The sequence below is a fragment of the Ruania rhizosphaerae genome (genome assembly GCF_009805705.1).
Classification (GTDB): domain Bacteria; phylum Actinomycetota; class Actinomycetes; order Actinomycetales; family Beutenbergiaceae; genus Ruania; species Ruania rhizosphaerae.
Window position 1 is genome coordinate 1 of sequence record NZ_VSMB01000025.1, and the last position, 16,395, is coordinate 16,395.

Sequence of the window (16,395 nt, forward strand, 5' to 3'; positions counted from 1 at the left end):
CAACAACTGGTCGGAATCCAATAGGCCGAGTCTCCATCAGACCCAGTGCGGTTCAACCATCCGTTCGAGCTTGTCCGGGGGAGCGGCCAGCAGATTGACCGGAGCGTTGAGCGAAGGGTCGCCATGCCGTACGACCCGAACCTTGTCCGCATGTGCAGCCGGGATCCGGTCAAGGATCATGTCGAGGGCGCCCTCGCCGCCATCGAGGAAGGTGAAGCTGCAATCGGCGTCCAGGAGGCCCGTGGCCAAGGCGGCTTCCAAGGTGGTCTTGCCGCTCCCCGAGCCGCCCTGGACGTACATGTGTTGCCGCAGATCTGTCGGGCTCAGCAGCACGTCAGTAGACGAGCCGTCGGCGGTGACGGCCCGCCCGAGCCTGATGCCATCTCGTGGCTTGGCGGGAACGGGGTCAAGCGGAATGACGGGAAGTGGAGGCTCCGCGGCACGCATGCCGGGGAAAGGCCGACCGCCAGCGGCGGGGAGCCGGACACAGCCCATCGCGAAACCGCGCGGGACGGCGTGCCCGGCCAGATCCAACGGGCCGCCAGACCAGGCGCGGATGGCGTCGTCGTCGCCGAGTGTCACGAGGTCGAGGAAGGACGCCCACTGTCGTAGGACGGCCTCCACCCTGCCGGGCAGGGGGCCGAGGTGACTGCCAATGAGTGCACGTAGCCGAACGGGCGTCCCTACGTACTCATGAGGGTCGCCGCGGCTCGGATCCCAGGACGCGATCACTGCCTGTCCGGCCATGTCCTCCTCGATCGACGCCGCGGCACTGATTCGGTAGCGCAGCACGAGGTCGAGGCGATCCTTGGCGGGAGCCACGTTGAATCCGAGTAGGTCGGCGAGATCGGCGAACCGCGGTTCCGGCCACGGCGTGCGTTCGCGAACCTCGCGTTGGCGCACAAACTCGGCGACCGCCGCGTCCAGACCGGCGCCGTCGTCTGGGTCCTGGATTGCCGGGAGCGGCGAAAAGTCCCGGGACGGCCGCAGCTCGGCGACGTAGCGGGGCGCGGGCGCCTCGGGGGTCGATACTCGCTGCAACTCGGCAACGTCCTCGAGCGCCCACTTCAGGTCCTCGACCCACCCATTCGGAGCGACACCCTTGATCGTGAACGAGACATCGTTTCGTCGTGCCCGGATTACCCCAACGGTCAGCTCAAGCTCAGCCCCTTGGCCCCAGGCGCCAACCACACGCAGGAGGCGCGCCGTTGCTTGTGCAGATCGCTCCATCGCGTGCGAACCACGGATGAGGTGCTTGATGCGTACCGTGTCTGTGGAAGGAGTGCTCACGCGATCTCCACCGGTCTCGCCGCGCAGCCAAGCTGGCTCGTCACCTTGGAGAGTAGGAGATCGAACTGCTCTCGCACCACCTCCCGGCGGTCGGGACTGTTTCGGGCGAACCACTCGTGCAGCCCGGCTTCGTCTGTCGCCTCGTGCAAGCGGTCGAACTCGGCGAGTTGCTCAGCCGAGCACCGGCTCGCAATTGCCCTACCAACTGCCTGCTCCAAGTCCTCGTAGAGCTCGGGCGCCAGATCGAGAACCTCCTCCTCTGTCAGTACGCCCGCTGTTGCGGCACGGATCTCGCCTACGACGTCGAACACGCTGCGTCTCCTTCGGTTGATTCCACAGGTTGCCAACCGATCCCGATCGCGAACGCGATTCAGTTCCGGGATCGGTTGAAGTGGTGTCGAACCGATCGCGAGGGAGGTGATTCGCATGGGAACCCCGCCTGCTGGACCGAACCAGCCGTACCCGCCCGGCCCGTGTCCGGCCACCAACCCGCCGTACCCGCCGAACAAGTAGATCGGCGAGGTGAACGGCACCCAGAACTACCCCGCAGTCGGCCCCGTCGACTGCGGGGTACCTCTGTCTCAGGCCGCGGCTCCGTCGTCGTCAGACAGGGCTTCGTTGAGCTCGCCGCCGAATCGGATTATCGCTTCGGCCGCCTTGCGGCCGAGCGCCCTGGTCTTGTCGAGGGCGCTCGCGGCCTTGTTGTCGGACGCGGCCTCCAGCGCGATTCTGCGGGTGTTGGTGATGCTGCCACGCTCCCGAGCGTCGAGCTGCCGCTTCATCGCCTCAACGGCGATGTCCCCGATGATGTGGATCTCTCGGTGGGCGCGGACCTCCTCGGCGCTGGCGCCCTTGAGACAGCCGTTCTTGTTGCACCCTGCGGCGCCGCGCAGCCCGGACTCGAGTTGTTCGCTCAGGCCGAGATCTTCGTCCTGAACGGGAATGTCGACGGTGAGGTCATCCAAGTAGCTGATCGACGAGCGCCGGTTGTGGACGTCATTGATGCAGGAGCGGACTGCCGCGGAGAAGTAGGCAATCTGGAGGCGCTTAGCTTCCTCGCCCGGCCTCAAGCACTTCTCGAGCGCCCTTGCTGCAACGTCCTCGGCGTCGAAGGGGGACAGGCCCTTCGCCTGAGCGTGACGGACGCCCAACTTGAACAGGTGCCCGAGCGTCTGGCGCTTGGTCTCCTCGTCCCAGCCGTCGAACAGCACGCCGCCCGAGGCCCTCGTCGTCGCGAGTTGGCCGTGGCTCAGCGCCTCTCCAGAGTTGTCGCCGAGCAGGCGCCCCTCCTTGACGGGAAGCTCGGGGTATGTCTTCCTGGACGCGAGTCGCGCTAGGGCTCGCGCCAGGGCGACGGGCTTGACCCTGTCGCGGATGTCGCGGGCGTCTGCGCTCGGGTGCACGTTCTTGGTCGCAGTGTGAATTGCGGCCGCCTCCAAAGTGACCTCGGTCGCCAATGCGGAGAGCGACTGGCCAACCTTCGCCGCACGCGCGAGCAGCTCCGTCTGCGCAGCAGGGTCGATCCCGTTACCGGCGGCGGTCTGGGCCATCTCGGCAACTTCTGCCGAGGACAGGTCGACATGCGCGAGGAACTTGCTACGAGCAAGTTCCAGCGTCTCGTGCGGGCAGTCACCGAAGCCGTTGTTGGTCTTCCGGATCCGGCCGCGTACGAGCCCGTTGACCAATGTGGTCACCCGCTTCTCGATCTGGTCCACCTCCGCAACCGGCGAGTTGAGGGAGGCCACGGCCTCATCGGCGGCGACTCCGGGGGCGACGTCCTTGACCAGGGTCGCCAGCGTGTAGTTGTGGGTGATCTCGCGTTCCATCTGGGGCTCCTCAGGTTGTGGCGAGCTGGGTTGCTCGCGCTCTGAGGCCAGAGGACCGCGATCGAATGTGGTGCCACGAGAACCGCCAGCTGGCGCACATTGGCACCAGTTGGACCCGACGTCCGGCAGGGTGGAGTTGATGCGGCTAGGGTCTGGAGTGTGACGAATCCATCGGACCTTGCCGAGCTGCTCGGCTTCGGTGCGGTCTATCGCGTCCTGCGTCAAGCGGTGAGGGATGTCGGCGACCCGTCGCCTGACGTGATCCGCGCCCTGCCGGCGACGTTCCAACGGGAGACATTGGGGATCGAAGGGACCACGCCGGAGGAACTCAGCCGCGGTCTGACCCGCCTTCGCGAACTCGTCGATCGCGCACCGGCGGAGGAGGCGGCGCGGCTGCGTATGGCCTTCAACTTCAGCCTTGACCATGGCAATCTCGCGTGGACTCGGCGAGCCGAAGGCTTCGCGCGAGACAACCACGTCGATGCCGCTCAGACACGCAAGAAGGTGGACTCGGACCTGCTCCTACTGTTGCTCCGCACGCGCCCTGGCGCTGAGAGCAGTCCCACGCCACCACCGACGGGCGAGAGGTCCCCTGTAGACCGCGTCGAGGACGCGGAAGGCGTGACGTGGGCTCGCCTCGTTCAGCACTTGGCAATCGACCCGCTTCAACGGGCCACCGACCAGCCTTGGCTGTGGCTCGAGGACATGGACTACTCCGTTCGGGTCTACCCGAGTGATGTCGTTGTCGGGGACCGGGCCATGACTCGCGTGGCGGTGGAAAGCAAGTCGAAGCGCTACCTCGCAGGCTCGATCCGTGACGACGGCGCATTCTGGATGAGCATCGCCCGCACCGAATCTTCCTATCAACAGGAGTTCGGCCACGTCGGATGTTTGGCGCGTGAGATCGTCCCGCTTCCTGCAGGTTCCGACGACGCGTGGCGTGACCTGGTCCTCCAGCACTGCTCTGCTCGATTGACCGTAGACGGACTCCACTTAGACCTTCAGCCCGAGACTTCAGAGGCGATACCCAGAGTTGTCCGGTGGGTTAGCCCATCAGACTTCACTCCGCCGACGGAGCGGGTGCCAATCGGCATCGAGTTCTCCTACCTCATGGACAGCGCCCGCGATCTCTTCACGGTTACGTTCCTGAGCTACTACTGCGTCGGAAACACACAGATTAAGCTCACCCTGAACGCGCCTCCGACCCGCCTACAGCTCGACACAGACGTGTTCTACGGGCGCGCCCTCGACGCGCGTGAGCCAACCGTTCGACAGACATCGGACACCTTCAGCCAAACCGTAGCCTTCGCGACTGGTAATCGCTCGCTCCTGTGGCCAGGTAGCGGCGTCTACTTCCGCTGGCACGCCATCGAGGACGTTCCCAAGTGATTCCGCTGAGGGATGGACGGCCCGCCAGCATTCGGGCCCACGTTGACGCTTACGTGCACCTCTATGCGGATGTCCACTCTACGCCTCGATATGTAGACGATCCCTTCTTCAGCAGTGTGCGATATCGAGGCCGACTGCTTGAGGCGCTCGACATGGACGGGTTCCGCGCGGCGGTAGCCGGCGAACCCGACGATCTGCTCGGGTTCGGTTTCGCCGTCCGCCTCACGGAGACGGCGCGATGGCTCAGCCGGGCAACGCTTCAACCCAAGGCTTTCGCCCAACTCGCTGCCGCTCCAACCCTTTGGCTTCGTGAGCTCCAGGTTCACCCGAACCATCAGGGCAGGGGTTTGGGACGATCTCTGCACGATCGCCTCGTTGCTGGTGGGGCTGAGGAAGCCGTCGTACTCACGGTGATTCCAGGTAACGAGCCCGCTCGTAGCGCCTACGACAGGTGGGGCTACGAACTCCTTGGACAGACAAGCCACTCGTACGACAGCCCGATGTACGACGTCCTTTGGCTTCGAAGAGCTACATGGGGATAGCGCTGCTGGGGCGCCATCCGACCTGTCGGGAAGGGGACGTCAATGCGCTCCGGACAGGTCGACCCCCGGGCCGGTCTGCGACGGTCGGGCCGGCATTGCAATGCGTACGACACAAGAGTCAGGTACGCCGCGGCTTGCTGGCAGTCTCGGCTCCCTCGCGAGCTGTCGCGAGGTCGCCCTTGGCGAGCCCTTCAACCACGAGGTTGTGCGGGGTGTCGACGATGGAGCATCCGGTAGTCTCGTGGACCTGCCCGTCCTCGAGCAGTCAACTCCAGCCGCGAATCGCTCGCAGGCTGAACGCTGGCCCGCGACCCAACTACATCGCGGTCTTCAGGTCCTCGGTGCCCTCTGCGCCTCCGGGTTCGCCGCGAAAGCGCAGGCTGCGAGCAGGTCGAGGTCGGTTGATCAGCCGTCGAGCATACCGAGCAGGAGGGCGACCATGGCGCAGCCCATCGCGATGCCGATGGCGATCGCTATCGCGATGCTCACGATTGCTGCGACGACAGCGAGGACGGTTGCCAGCACCGTGCCGAGCGAGCCGATGCAGGTAGCGGCGAGACTGCCGAGCACGACCATGCTGCCGGTCTGGTCGGCCTCACAGAAGCCGTCGGTCATGACGGCACCGACGACGAGGCTGAGGGCTCCGATGGCGGAGAGGACGATCGGGAGGGCCGGGTTGCCCCACCAGGTGGAGAGCGCCGTGGTGAAGCCGGTGTAGTTGACGATGTCGGCGAACGGCATGCTGTCGGTGAACCCGAACGGCATGTTCGCGACCACCGCGATGTTGATGGCGGCGATGGCCAGCATGACCCAGGCTCCGATGCGAACGGTGCGACCGAGGGTCGTCGTAGCGGCCCCGGTCCGTGAGGGGGCGGCTACCGCGCGGGCCAAAGGAGCGCGAACGGACGCAGTGGCCGCGGTCCCGCGCGTGCCGGTTCTGCCGGCAACTACCGGCGGCGGCGCACTGGGGATGCTTTGGAGCCCGATCAGGCTGTCGAGGTCACGGATCGATGACATTGCTGTTCACCACTTCCACGCCGCGAGCGGGTACCAGAGCGCCGCGGACTTCTTGTCGCCTTCGATGTGCTTTACGCCGAAGACGATGGGATCCAGCCGTCGGCCAGGGCCATCGGCGCCAGAACAGTCAGCGCGAGAGGTGCGACGGCGGCACCGGCGAGCACCTTCGGCGCGTGTTTGAGCCCCTGCGCCCCCAGCTTGGCGGACTTGTCCAGCGCACTCGCCATCTGCTTGGTGGCTTGGGTGGCCGGGAGCGGGCCGACCAGTTCCTTGGCGGCATGGGCATCGACCGCGATACCCGTGGTTGGGATCTTGTCCAGAAGTGCATCAGCCGGGCCCGTGGGGTCGAGCTCGTGGGCGATGGCGAGGTCATCGAAGTCGACGCCACGCGCAACGAGACCGGCCAGGGTGGTCTTCACATCCTTGGGGAACGGGTAGCCGCCGTCCTTCTGGATCGGTGTCGTAGGGAGTGACGAGCCAAGGATCGCCGTTGTCCTTGTACAGCCGGGCGTGGTCGGTCCACGGCGCGACGAGCGCGGGCTTGAGTTCGGGGGCACGCTTGCGGATGTCGACGTCGACTTCGCGTGCTTGGTCGGCCCACTGCGCGGTGGGCCGTTCGGCGAGTGCTGGCAGCATGTCTGGCTCTCCTTCTCAATGTGGATCGATCTGGCCTTCCAGAAGGTCCAACCGATCCCGAACGTCCATCTCGATCAGTCGTGCGGTGGCGAGCCCGCACGGGATGATGAGGGCATCGAGGACCGGGCCGAGGTCGTCGGGCACCTCGATCGGCTTGAGCGGCTCCGCCGGTACTTCTGGAGTCTCACCGCAGATATTGCAGTCGGTGCGTGAGTCGGTTCGCACCCAGAGAGACGCGAACGGGCCGTCCATCGGTGGCTGGGCCACGTGCTCGAAGACTCCCCAGCTGTCGACAGTCGATCCGAGGTGCAGGGTTCGGTGCTGCTCCAGGAGAGGGTTGATCCAGTCGGCGAGTGGTCCGTCGGAGTCGCGGGACAGGGTGGCGAGGACGACCTTGGTTGCCTGTGCGCAGGTTGCGACGATATCGGGTCCGAGGGCAAGTTCACCGACAAGTCGGCCGCTGCCGTAGTCGACGGAGTGGCCTCGGGTCGAACCTCCGGTTCCACCGGTGGCGCAGCGCAGACACGCGGTTCCTCGGTCGGGTACGACGAGGGCGATTTCGCCTGCGTCTGCCTTGGCGAACATCTTGGCCGACACTTGAGGGACGCCGGCGGCGTACAGGATGTGGCTGAGCCAGGCTTCGGCGGCTGTGTCGTCGGTGGCCATCACGACGAGGTCGGCGTCTGGCCAGACGCCTCGGGGGACCGCATTGATCGCGTCGTCGTAGGTCGAGATCGTGACGTCGGGAGCGATTCCGCTCAGACGAGCCTTGAGCGCCGCTACCTTCGGCTGCCCGATCTGATTGGCGTCGTACACCGTGCGCGACAGATTCTCCGGCGCGACGTGGTCGGGGTCTACGAGTGTCAGGTCCTTGACGCCAGAGCGCACGAGCATCTCGGCGATGTTCGAGCCAACGGAGCCGTTGCCGACGATGGTGATCTTCCACGGCGCGCGCGCGGGCAGGTGGTGGGCAAGGCGCGCTTCGAGACCCACCCGGAGATCGGTGTCTCTGTGGGCGACCTGTCGAATCACCTTTTCGAGGCGGTCCTCAGGTGGCTGGGTCAGGTCCCAGGCGGGGATGGAGGGTCGGGCATCCATGAGGACCCACGGCGGCGACTCCGGGTACTCCTGTGGAAACACAAGGTGCACTTCCTTGTCGCCGACGGTGAAGGGCACCCAGATCCGCCCCCCGTTGGGCCCTTTGATGGTCTTGGATTCGCCAGCCCGGACGATGGTGTCAAGGTCCCGCAGGGCGGCCAGCGCGCTGGCGATGCTGGATCGCAGCGGCATCACCTGCAGGCGGCACGGTTCGACGTGCATGCCGCCGTTTGGCGTGGGGTGACCGGAGTAGGGGGCGATCGTGCCGTGGTCGAGGGATACGAGGTGTTCGCTGCCGTAGTGCTCGGGCATTCGCAGTGTCTCCGCCCGGTTCTGAACGACGATGGGGAACAGCGCCTCGCGCAGCGATGGGATCTGAGTCATCGCGTTGCGGAATGCGATGTGGTCGGGTTGGCTCGGCCAGGCCATGCCGCTGGGGTGGGAGTGGACGGTGCCGCCGTAGCGGACCGCCGGATCGGTGATCAACCGTCGGCTGAGGGCTTCGTTGAGCTGGTCGGAGTGCCAGTACGACACCGCCTGGCCGGGCACCGGGTCGGGGAGTACGCCGACAACGAGTCGTGTGTGGTGTGCGACAAGGAGTGCGGCGCCGCGCTCGGGCGTCGGAACGGCGAGGTGGCTGTCGAGCTTGGCCAGCGCCTCGTCGGTGATCTGCCAGACGGGTGAGTCTTGGATCGGCATGGTGGTCCTTTCGGTGGACGCGAGCGGATGGCGGCGGGGTGATCTCATTGGCGGTAAGGGAACGTCTTTCCTCGGACGACTAGGCCGATTCCGTCGGCCCACTTCGCGCACTGCAGCACCGACGTCTTGATGTCGGGCATCCCGCCGAGGGTGCGCTCGGAGAGGCAGAGGATGCCGCCGGTCTTGCCCGATGGGTAGATATGGGCGCGGTGCGCGGTGAGATTGGGGTGTTTGTTCAGGTGGGCAGGGAGGTCGACCTTGCCCATCGACCCGTCGGCTTGGCGCACATCGAACCGGTACAGGTGGGAGTGATAGAGGTTGGTCGAGGCGTCTCGGGCGATGATCACCGTCAGCCGGTCGCCGTGGCGGGTGGGCTTGCTGGTGAAGATCCACCCGGTCGGCATCGTCCCCGGCCAGCCGTCGACGGTCGAGGTGTGCTTCAGGACCTCGACCAACTTCTGGCCCAGCCCGGCCCCCGCGAGTGCCCGTACTTCGGCCATCTCCTGGGCCGGTGTCATCGGGATACCTGGCTGGCGAAGCGGTCCTTCGGCAACTCGACTCCCTGTCCGGTCGCTCGGTTGACGACCAGTTGGCCGCCTTCCATGGACACGATGTATCCGGAGTCCTGGGTGCGCTCGGCGGCGCCCCAGTCGAAGGTCGTGCCGTCGTCGCCGGCGAATCGGTCGCGCGGCAACTCGACGGGTTCTCCCGCAGCCTGGCTGGTGACGAGGCCCGCATCGGTCATCGACACGATCTCGCCGGTCGGCGCGTTCGGGTCGGCGTAGACCTCCAGCCCAGTGGCCGGGTCGGTCGTCGGCTCCAGGGTGATGACGTCGGTGCCGGGGTGGGTGGTGTCGCTACCCATGATGGTTCTCCTTTGGTGTTGATCTGTTGCCTGTAAAACCGATCCCGGTTGGTGGCCGCCCAGAATCAGGCGGCACAAGATGACCAGGACGCCGAGAACGAGGAGGACGTTGAGGAGCCCGGCGAGCGCAGGCAGGCCGTACGCGCCGAGCAGCGCCGCGACGATCGCCAGGCCAAGTAGGGTTTTCCGCCCGGGTGGTCCAGCTTTCTCACCAGAGATTCCGCAGCACTTCGTGTCCTTTCGTCTGACGTGCTATCTGATCCCACGGCCGGCGGAGCGACCACCTTTGTCCCGCCCGCCCTTGCCTCGACCGCCTGCGGCTTTGACGGCTTTGCGGGTGCGATCGGCGCTGGGCGTTGAGCGGCGTTTCGGAAGGTCGTTGACCATCTGGCGGGTGTTCTCTGAGGCCCGGTTGAGCTCATACTTGGCGAAGGACTTCACCCTGTTGTTCGCTTCATCGTCGAGTTCCTTGCTGATGGCGGTTTGGGGCGTCTGGGTGACGTCGGGCTGCGGCGGCAGCGGCGCGGCTCCGATGTGGCGGACAGCGCCAGCGACGATGGTCCCGGTTTCGATGCCGGCCTCGACGCCCGAGCGGAAGCGTGCGGTACGCCTCCACGCCCGCTTGGCCTTGTCGATCCAACGGTTGCTCATTGGTGTCCTCCGATGTCGTGGCTACGGATGACTCGCACGTGCCGCGCGGCGACCCCGTCGATGTGGATGGCTTGGCCTGGTGGTGGCGCCGCGAGCCGGTGTGGCGGCCACTTCGGGCGTACTGACGTCGACGAACTCCCGGGCACGGGCTCTGTGCCGAGGACGGCGGCGAGCGCTTCGAGGGTCTTGCTGTCGGCGATCCCGGGGAGCAGGACCTTGTGCTGGAAGAGGGTGGGGAAGCCGTCTGTGGCTGCCCCCCAGCGGGCCCGGGCCTGCGACAGATCCTGGATACACATGCAGACCTGCAGGCCTTGGGAGCCGCCCTCGCCGAGGACGCTCGGAAGCTTGGGCCAGGGCGCGATCTTGTCCGCTTCGTCCAGCACGAACAGGGTGGGCCGTTTACCCGGTCGGTGCTTCGCGTAGGTGGTGCGGCGGATGTCGTCGAGGAGCCCGACGACCAGGCTTGCGAACTGTTGTTGTACGTCGGAGGGCGCCACCACGTAGATGGTTCCGCCGTTGTCGACGAAGTCGCCGATGGGGAGGAGCGGCTGTTCAGCCTGTCTCCGAGCGAACTCGCCGTCGTACACGCGGATTGTGTCGGCCGCCGTCACGATGATCGAGTCACGAAGCCTCGGGTCGGCATTGTCGAACCCGCGCATGATCCCTGCGGCCCAAGCAGACTGCGGCCGGTCGAGAAGGATCCTGGCCGGCTCCTCAAGGTCTCCGACGAGCGCCCAGCGGGCGACGTCCTCCATACCGTACTTCGCGACCGCGGCTGCATGGAGCAGCGCGGCGAGGAGACGCTCAGCTTGGGAGCGGAAGAACTGGTCGTTGTCGTTGCCGGTGCGCGATTCGGCGGTGGTCATCGAGAGGGCCCGGGCTCGGGCGGTGTCCCAGTCCGCGCAGCCGGGAAGCGGGGACCAGCCGCCGGCTCGGATGCCTGAACGCGGGTCGATTCGCGTCGGGACGAGGGTGAACAGCCAGACGGGGCCGTCGCTGCGGCGGTGTGCCGCGGTCGCCTGGAAGATGTCCGGCTTGCTTGACGCCACGACGATCGGGCCGCGGTGGGTGAGAACGGTCGGGATGAGAAAGCCGCTGGTCTTGCCAGAGCGCGGCGCGCCCTGAAACAACGCGTGGTGCTGATCGCTGGTGACGATCGGCGTCGATGTGTTGAGGTCGTGACCGACGACGATCATCCCGCCACCCCCGACGCGAACGTCGCGAGCGTCAGCACCAAGATCACCGGCACCAAGATCGCCGTCGAGAGGACGCCTCGTGCTAGTACAGTACCCTCGCTCGCTGGCCGGATGACCCAGGCGTGACGCCGCCCCATGAGTCGGGGGCCGAGAACGCGGATGTGGCTGCCGGCAGGCAGGCGACGCGTGCTCGCCACGAGTACCTCCTCGGTATCGCCGGCACGGGTCTCCACCGTCAGTTGACGGCCCGGCGGAGTCCGGGGCGCCTGCGAGTGGCCCCGCATGGCTCGCAAGCCGCCGCCGAGCGCGAGGCCGGTGAAGAAGCGGCCGCCCGGGAGCATCCGGATCAGGGCCATCGCCACCAGTAGGACGAGCACCACCGGAACCAGAGCCATGGCCAGGGCGTTGAAGAGAGCCGTGATCTGGCCGGTCACCGCCATCGCGAGCACCAGCAGTCCAACGGCAAGCCACTTGAGCCCGGTCGTTCCGCCCGCCCGCTCGTACCACGGCGCCTCGAGTTCAGAGGTAACCACACCCTCAAACCTGAGGCCCTGTGCCCGTCGAGTCGGCGCGGCGGGCTGTGCAGGCGTGGGGTGGGTCGGCGCCAGCCGTGTGCGCCAGTCCGGCACATGGTTGGTCATCTCAGTCCTTTTCGCGGCGCGATCCGTGAAGATGGCTGGCGTCGACCTCGGGCATCGGTATCGTCGCGGGGCGGGGGGCGCCGTCGACGTCGTGGCGTCCAGCGAGGCTTGGTGGTGCGGCATCGCCGAGGAGCAGGTCGCGGTTGTAGTTGCGGGCCTCGACCGCCTCACGATGACCCGCCCGCAGCTCCCGGAGCGTCAGCGACGCCCGGATCTCGTTGCCCTGGGCTCGTTTCGTAACGTTCGCCTGGGTGGCGGTCCGGTGGTGGTAGGTCTGGTTGACGTGGGCTTCGAGCTCGCGGCGACGGTCTTCGATGAGGTGGTCCAGCACCCCTGCATGGGCCTCGTCGAGGGCACCGGCCCGTACCAACCGATCTACTTCTGTCTCGACGAGTGCGTACATCGTCGCCCGAGTTTCCGGCGGGGTGAGCAGCTGGTGCGGGATCGCGTACCACTCCTCGGGAGCGTTGTCCCTGCTCTGCCGGTCGCTCTCGGTCTCGAGAACCAGGTTCTGCTCGACTGTCGCCGGTCGGCGAGGCTTCTTGAACGGGTTCTTCATGGTGGGCCTCCTAGTTGTGCGGTTGGACGCGGACGGTGCGATTCTGGGCCGCCAGGTGCGGGATCAGCCGCCCTGAAGCGTCGATGTCCTGGACGTGGTCGGGGTGGTCGGTTCCGGCGCCGACGATCCGGATCCGGGCCGGGTCGACCTCGCATAGTCGGGCCGCAGCGCTGGCGCGCTGACGCGAGAGCTGGCGGCGACCTTCGGGCGTGCCTGCGGTGGCTGTGGTCCCGGTGAACGTCGCGGTACGTGTGGGGTCCTCGGCGAGCCATTCGCAGACCGGGCGGATGAACCTCGCAGCCTCGGCCGGGTCGGCCAACCTGGTGGAGCTGGGCGTGAACTCGATGCGCGACTGGTCGAACACGATCGGCTCCGATGTTTGCACGAGGTCGGGCGCCTCTCGTTCGGGGACCTCGGTCGTGCCCACCGAGAAGGGGGTGTTGACGGTCGTCACGGTCGACGGCATCGGGACCACGACGACGGTCGCCCCGGCGGTTTCGAGCAGTTCGGTCAGCAGCGCCACGACCTTGTCGCGGTCGACCGGCGCCAACGGCTCCTGCGGAGCGGAGGTGGAGCCGACGCCGCGAAGGATGACCTCGAATGGCGCCAGATCGAGGCGGCTCTGCTCGGCGGTGAACTGCGCGACCTCATGCGGGTCAGCGGTGAGCATCCCCGGTTGGGTCATGTTCAGCAGCCCGGTGTCGGGTAGGCCCGGGGTCGTCACCAGCAGTCGTCCACTCGTCACCCCGTGCGAGCGGAGGGCCTGTGCTGCCGCGTCGAGGCCGGCGACCAGGTCGGCTCCGTCCTCGTCCGGGGCCGCGTCTCGCAGCGCGTCGGCCATCGTGGTGTACACGGCTGTGTCGAGACTGTCAGCCCGCAGCGTGTCGTTGGTGTCGTCGACCGGCAGCACCTTGTTGATCAGCAGGTCGGGCACCCCGTCGATCTTGACGATCACCAGCGGCAAACCGGCTTCGACAGTCGCGCGCACGAGGCAGTGCATCTGGGCGTCCAAACTCAAGCCAGGGGCGTTCGAGTGCGGGCTTGTCACCACGGCAAGCGGCATGGGTTCGCCGCAGTCGGTCGCGGGGCGGTCGATCACGAGCCCGTCGGCGGCGGGCTCGGTCGCGCCGCAGGCGGTGAGCCCGAGGAGCGTGGTCATTGCCGCGAAGGCGGCGATTGCGATCCTTGTCATTGGAGTGTTCCTTCTTTGTTGTTGGTCGCCTCGGAGTGACCGGTCCCGGAAGGTGTCCAGCCCCTTCCGTCGTGGGGCAATGCCCACTCGGGGAGCGTGAACAGGGCATCTGGCCGGGCGAACGCCGCAACGACCTCGCGGTCGGCCTGGCGGCGAACGGCCGACCGGACGAACCCGCGGCGATACGTCGCGGCACGACGCTGGTGGAAGTGGAGGAGTCGCTTGGCTCGCGCGACGTACACGTCGTGCGTCACGTCAATCTGAGCCCGCAACGTGCCGCACTCGCGCTGGGCTCGCTCGAGCTCCTGCTTGACCCGGCCGACCTCTGCGTCGGCGGGACCGACTACCCGGCGGCGATGCTCCCGTAGTCGGCGAGACCGAATGGCGGCCTCAGAGTCGCGCTGCTCGGCAACGCCCCGGCGGGCGAGTTCGTCAGTTCCGGGATCGTCGGGAGTCGACTCCCGCTTCTCGGTGGCCCGCTGCAGCGCCTCGCGAGCACCCTCCACCTCGGCCAAGTGAGAGTCCAGCTGCCACACGAGCTGGGCAGTATCGGCCTGCAGGCTCTGCAGCTCGTGGCTGGTCACCTCGGCGAACTCCGAACGGAGCCGGTGCAACCATGCGCTCGTCCCTTCACGGGCCGCCTCGACGTCGGCGTCGACTCTTCCGTCGACGACGCCGTACCGCCAGTCGCGGATTCGTCGGAGCATGGGGTAGCGGATCGTGCCGTCGAGGGCCCTCTTCAGAGTCGCCGGGGCGAGTGGCGCGTTGCCCTTGGGGCGACGAGTGCCCTTGCGCTCGAACAGCTTCATCATGCGGCTCCCTCGGTAGAAGAGGGGTCGTCGTCAGGTTCATCACGGAGTCGTCGGATCCCCAGGTCGTTGCTGCCCGGGTCTTCGTCCGCCCCTTCGCTGCTGGAGTCGATGGCGCCGGTGCCGAACTCGTCCTCTCTGCCTGCTGCCTCGCGGTCCTCATCGAGGTCGAAGCGGTCGAAGACGAGACCGGTCTGGGCGGGATCGCCGAGCGCCGCGGCGATCAGGGCACGGGCGTAGTCGCGAACCTCGGCAGCGAGGTCCTTCGTCTCCCGGATCGCCTCCTCGTGCTCCTCGTGCACCAGTTCCCGCCTGAAGATCGACGTCTCCAACGCGACCCTTGCTTCCACTGCGGCGGCCTCGGCTTCCTGGAGTTGGGGCGCGAGGTCTGCCATCCGGTGCTCAGCCCGGAGCTTCCCGGTGAGCGCCGGGTTGCACAGGTAGTACGACTCCGCGGCCGCCACGAGCCCGACAGCCAGATACGTGATCGCGAGAATGGTTGCCACCCCGAGCCCGCTGTCGGCAGCGCCTTCGCTTGTGTAGCCGCTACCGCCGAACAGGCGCATGAGGAAGAAGCCCACGCCGATCAGTACGAACCCACCGAGACTGAGCCAGAAGGTCGGCGCGCTGCCGTAGGCTCGGAGCTTCCGGAGGTCCTTGCCGGCGGTCCACGCTGCGGCGCCTGCCAGCATGGCGAACGAGATCGACACGAAGAACGCCACCCCGTTGCCCACGCGCATCGCCCTGTCGATCGCCGGCATCATCAACTCTTGGTCGATGTGGACGCCGACCGCGACAACGCTGAGTGCGATAGCGAGCAGGATCTTGTGCGTGCGCGCCGACACGTCAGCAGCGCTGGGTTCACGGAAGGCCTCCGTGTGCCGACCACCATGGGTCGGAGAACTTGGCGTGCCGTCGGGCGCCGCCGGTGAAGCGGTGACTGTGGTCATCGTCGTCCCTTCTGATTCGAGCGGTCTCCTGCCCGACCGGTCCCGGATGCTTCCCGCGCGATCTCCGCTGGATGTCCCGAATCCGATTCGAACTCCACGCATCCAGAACCGATCCCGTCCGAGAGTTTGGGCACCCGGGATCGGTTGACGACGTGAATGCCGATTTGGCGGTTGCGTCTGGACGTGTTCCGCTGTGCCCGGGTCACATCCCAGGATTGACGGTCGCCTATACCATTCAGTTCGTGACGAACGACGACCTCACTGAGCTGATCCGTGACGCGGTTTTGTCCGGCAGGTCAGACGAGTACGTGCTGGCGCTCGCGGCGGACGTGGCCGGTGATGGTGAGACTCGCGAGCAGGTGGTGATCGAGGCTCTCGAGAGTCCGCCAGGTCGGCGTTCAGATCGAGAAGAGACGCTGGCTCTGAACCGGTCACTCATCCGGTGGTACCGCCGAGCTGCTGACCTCGACCAGCCGTGGGCGATGTGGCGAGGCGGGGGGAGGTGGGGTTTGTCGGGCAGCAACGGTTCGCTTCCGCAGGAGCACGCTTTGACCGAGAGCGAGGCTGTGAGTTCGGAGGAAGCGATCGGCTGGCTGCATCGCGCCGCCGACCACGGCATCAGGCCGGCCGCTATGAGTGCGGCGGAAGCATCTCCGGATGATCCCCGCGCGATTGATTGGCTCCGACTCGCGTATGGCGACGGGCTTCCAACCGAAGACATCGACCGGAACCGACTCCTCGACGCGGCTTTCATGCTCGCCTCGTGTTTGTCCGAGTCCGGCGACCCGGAGGCTGGACAGTGGTTCCGCAAGTCGGTTGAGTGCGCGCCGTGGGAGAACCAGATCGAGTTCCGTACGTCTTCCTGGGAGGAGGCTGTCGCGGGGTACGCGTTATGGGCCCATAGCAACCAGAATCCTTCATTGTGCGCCGCGTGGTGTTGGCGGCTTGTCGAGAACGCCGCCAACCTGGGACCGGTCGCCTGAACCGCACTGGGTCTGATGGAGACTCGGCCTATTGGATTCCGACCAGTTGTTG

20 protein-coding genes are annotated in these 16,395 nt (G+C 66.7%); 4 read left to right on the forward strand and 16 right to left on the reverse strand.

What is annotated here, in order from left to right:
• Positions 1 to 36: 36 nt before the first annotated feature.
• The 3 genes from FV560_RS19760 to FV560_RS19770 all read right to left on the reverse strand — a co-directional run bounded on the left by FV560_RS19760 (position 37) and on the right by FV560_RS19770 (position 3,116).
• A complete protein-coding gene (locus FV560_RS19760; RefSeq protein ID WP_159623712.1) occupies positions 37 to 1,290 on the reverse strand; it encodes an ATP-binding protein in 1,254 nt (417 codons plus the stop codon).
• Positions 1,287 to 1,601, reverse strand: a complete 315-nt coding sequence (locus FV560_RS19765) for a DUF5663 domain-containing protein (protein WP_159623714.1) — start codon at positions 1,599 to 1,601, stop codon at positions 1,287 to 1,289. The genes FV560_RS19760 and FV560_RS19765 overlap by 4 nt, the downstream gene beginning before the upstream one ends.
• Positions 1,602 to 1,871: 270 nt before the next feature.
• Entirely contained in the window at positions 1,872 to 3,116 is a 1,245-nt protein-coding gene (locus FV560_RS19770) for a hypothetical protein (RefSeq protein WP_159623716.1), read from the reverse strand.
• Positions 3,117 to 3,275: 159 nt separating this feature from the next.
• On the opposite strand from FV560_RS19770, the gene FV560_RS19775 reads away from it, so the two are divergent.
• Together FV560_RS19775 and FV560_RS20710 are read left to right on the forward strand one after the other, a co-directional pair.
• On the forward strand, positions 3,276 to 4,505 hold the full coding sequence (locus tag FV560_RS19775) for a hypothetical protein (protein WP_159623718.1): 1,230 nt from the start codon (positions 3,276 to 3,278) through the stop codon (positions 4,503 to 4,505).
• Positions 4,506 to 4,657: 152 nt separating this feature from the next.
• Positions 4,658 to 5,047 (forward strand): GNAT family N-acetyltransferase, encoded by a 390-nt coding sequence (locus tag FV560_RS20710; protein ID WP_159623720.1) that lies wholly within the window; start codon positions 4,658 to 4,660, stop codon positions 5,045 to 5,047.
• 405 nt (positions 5,048 to 5,452) lie between these two features.
• Here FV560_RS20710 and FV560_RS19785 read toward each other — a convergent pair whose 3' ends face one another.
• The 6 genes from FV560_RS19785 to FV560_RS19810 form a co-directional block, all read right to left on the reverse strand.
• Positions 5,453 to 5,854 carry a hypothetical protein gene (locus tag FV560_RS19785; protein ID WP_159623722.1) on the reverse strand — a complete coding sequence of 134 codons (402 nt, stop codon included), beginning with the start codon at positions 5,852 to 5,854 and terminating at the stop codon, positions 5,453 to 5,455.
• 281 nt (positions 5,855 to 6,135) lie between these two features.
• A complete protein-coding gene (locus tag FV560_RS19790) occupies positions 6,136 to 6,483 on the reverse strand; it encodes a hypothetical protein (RefSeq protein ID WP_159623724.1) in 348 nt (115 codons plus the stop codon).
• Positions 6,434 to 6,700, reverse strand: a complete 267-nt coding sequence (locus FV560_RS19795) for a hypothetical protein (protein ID WP_159623726.1) — start codon at positions 6,698 to 6,700, stop codon at positions 6,434 to 6,436. Before FV560_RS19795 ends, FV560_RS19790 begins: the two co-directional genes overlap by 50 nt.
• Positions 6,701 to 6,715: 15 nt before the next feature.
• Positions 6,716 to 8,497, reverse strand: a complete 1,782-nt coding sequence (locus FV560_RS19800; protein WP_159623728.1) for a HesA/MoeB/ThiF family protein — start codon at positions 8,495 to 8,497, stop codon at positions 6,716 to 6,718.
• Between the two features lie 44 nt (positions 8,498 to 8,541).
• Positions 8,542 to 9,015 (reverse strand): hypothetical protein, encoded by a 474-nt coding sequence (locus FV560_RS19805; RefSeq protein WP_159623730.1) that lies wholly within the window; start codon positions 9,013 to 9,015, stop codon positions 8,542 to 8,544.
• On the reverse strand, positions 9,012 to 9,362 hold the full coding sequence (locus tag FV560_RS19810; protein ID WP_159623732.1) for a hypothetical protein: 351 nt from the start codon (positions 9,360 to 9,362) through the stop codon (positions 9,012 to 9,014). The genes FV560_RS19805 and FV560_RS19810 overlap by 4 nt, the downstream gene beginning before the upstream one ends.
• A gap of 51 nt (positions 9,363 to 9,413) precedes the next feature.
• On the opposite strand from FV560_RS19810, the gene FV560_RS20585 reads away from it, so the two are divergent.
• The gene (locus tag FV560_RS20585) at positions 9,414 to 9,542 is read left to right on the forward strand and encodes a hypothetical protein (RefSeq protein ID WP_275401925.1); all 129 of its coding nucleotides are present in this window, start codon (positions 9,414 to 9,416) and stop codon (positions 9,540 to 9,542) included.
• 72 nt (positions 9,543 to 9,614) lie between these two features.
• On the opposite strand, the gene FV560_RS19815 is transcribed toward FV560_RS20585, so the two are convergent.
• The 7 genes from FV560_RS19815 to FV560_RS19845 all read right to left on the reverse strand — a co-directional run bounded on the left by FV560_RS19815 (position 9,615) and on the right by FV560_RS19845 (position 15,360).
• The gene (locus FV560_RS19815; protein ID WP_159623734.1) at positions 9,615 to 10,013 is read right to left on the reverse strand and encodes a hypothetical protein; all 399 of its coding nucleotides are present in this window, start codon (positions 10,011 to 10,013) and stop codon (positions 9,615 to 9,617) included.
• A complete protein-coding gene (locus tag FV560_RS19820) occupies positions 10,010 to 11,209 on the reverse strand; it encodes a type IV secretory system conjugative DNA transfer family protein (protein ID WP_159623736.1) in 1,200 nt (399 codons plus the stop codon). Before FV560_RS19820 ends, FV560_RS19815 begins: the two co-directional genes overlap by 4 nt.
• The gene (locus FV560_RS19825) at positions 11,206 to 11,742 is read right to left on the reverse strand and encodes a hypothetical protein (RefSeq protein ID WP_159623738.1); all 537 of its coding nucleotides are present in this window, start codon (positions 11,740 to 11,742) and stop codon (positions 11,206 to 11,208) included. The genes FV560_RS19820 and FV560_RS19825 overlap by 4 nt, the downstream gene beginning before the upstream one ends.
• Positions 11,743 to 11,851: 109 nt before the next feature.
• On the reverse strand, positions 11,852 to 12,409 hold the full coding sequence (locus tag FV560_RS19830; protein ID WP_159623740.1) for a hypothetical protein: 558 nt from the start codon (positions 12,407 to 12,409) through the stop codon (positions 11,852 to 11,854).
• A 10-nt stretch (positions 12,410 to 12,419) separates the two neighbouring features.
• Positions 12,420 to 13,601, reverse strand: a complete 1,182-nt coding sequence (locus tag FV560_RS19835) for an OmpA family protein (RefSeq protein WP_159623742.1) — start codon at positions 13,599 to 13,601, stop codon at positions 12,420 to 12,422.
• The gene (locus FV560_RS19840; protein ID WP_235020252.1) at positions 13,598 to 14,413 is read right to left on the reverse strand and encodes a hypothetical protein; all 816 of its coding nucleotides are present in this window, start codon (positions 14,411 to 14,413) and stop codon (positions 13,598 to 13,600) included. Before FV560_RS19840 ends, FV560_RS19835 begins: the two co-directional genes overlap by 4 nt.
• The gene (locus tag FV560_RS19845; protein ID WP_159623746.1) at positions 14,410 to 15,360 is read right to left on the reverse strand and encodes a hypothetical protein; all 951 of its coding nucleotides are present in this window, start codon (positions 15,358 to 15,360) and stop codon (positions 14,410 to 14,412) included. Before FV560_RS19845 ends, FV560_RS19840 begins: the two co-directional genes overlap by 4 nt.
• Before the next feature lie 242 nt (positions 15,361 to 15,602).
• On the opposite strand from FV560_RS19845, the gene FV560_RS19850 reads away from it, so the two are divergent.
• On the forward strand, positions 15,603 to 16,343 hold the full coding sequence (locus FV560_RS19850) for an SEL1-like repeat protein (RefSeq protein WP_159623748.1): 741 nt from the start codon (positions 15,603 to 15,605) through the stop codon (positions 16,341 to 16,343).
• The last annotated feature ends 52 nt before the right edge of the window (positions 16,344 to 16,395 follow it).

Coding starts and splice junctions, on each gene's coding strand:
- FV560_RS19770 (WP_159623716.1), bottom strand. CDS start 3,116: ATGGAACGCGAGATCACCCACAACTACACGCTGGCGACCCTGGTCAAG.
- FV560_RS20710 (WP_159623720.1), top strand. CDS start 4,658: ATGGACGGGTTCCGCGCGGCGGTAGCCGGCGAACCCGACGATCTGCTC.
- FV560_RS19785 (WP_159623722.1), bottom strand. CDS start 5,854: ATGCTGGCCATCGCCGCCATCAACATCGCGGTGGTCGCGAACATGCCG.
- FV560_RS19795 (WP_159623726.1), bottom strand. CDS start 6,700: ATGCTGCCAGCACTCGCCGAACGGCCCACCGCGCAGTGGGCCGACCAA.
- FV560_RS19800 (WP_159623728.1), bottom strand. CDS start 8,497: ATGCCGATCCAAGACTCACCCGTCTGGCAGATCACCGACGAGGCGCTG.
- FV560_RS19805 (WP_159623730.1), bottom strand. CDS start 9,015: ATGACACCGGCCCAGGAGATGGCCGAAGTACGGGCACTCGCGGGGGCC.
- FV560_RS19810 (WP_159623732.1), bottom strand. CDS start 9,362: ATGGGTAGCGACACCACCCACCCCGGCACCGACGTCATCACCCTGGAG.
- FV560_RS19815 (WP_159623734.1), bottom strand. CDS start 10,013: ATGAGCAACCGTTGGATCGACAAGGCCAAGCGGGCGTGGAGGCGTACC.
- FV560_RS19820 (WP_159623736.1), bottom strand. CDS start 11,209: ATGATCGTCGTCGGTCACGACCTCAACACATCGACGCCGATCGTCACC.
- FV560_RS19830 (WP_159623740.1), bottom strand. CDS start 12,409: ATGAAGAACCCGTTCAAGAAGCCTCGCCGACCGGCGACAGTCGAGCAG.
- FV560_RS19835 (WP_159623742.1), bottom strand. CDS start 13,601: ATGACAAGGATCGCAATCGCCGCCTTCGCGGCAATGACCACGCTCCTC.
- FV560_RS19840 (WP_235020252.1), bottom strand. CDS start 14,413: ATGATGAAGCTGTTCGAGCGCAAGGGCACTCGTCGCCCCAAGGGCAAC.
- FV560_RS19845 (WP_159623746.1), bottom strand. CDS start 15,360: ATGACCACAGTCACCGCTTCACCGGCGGCGCCCGACGGCACGCCAAGT.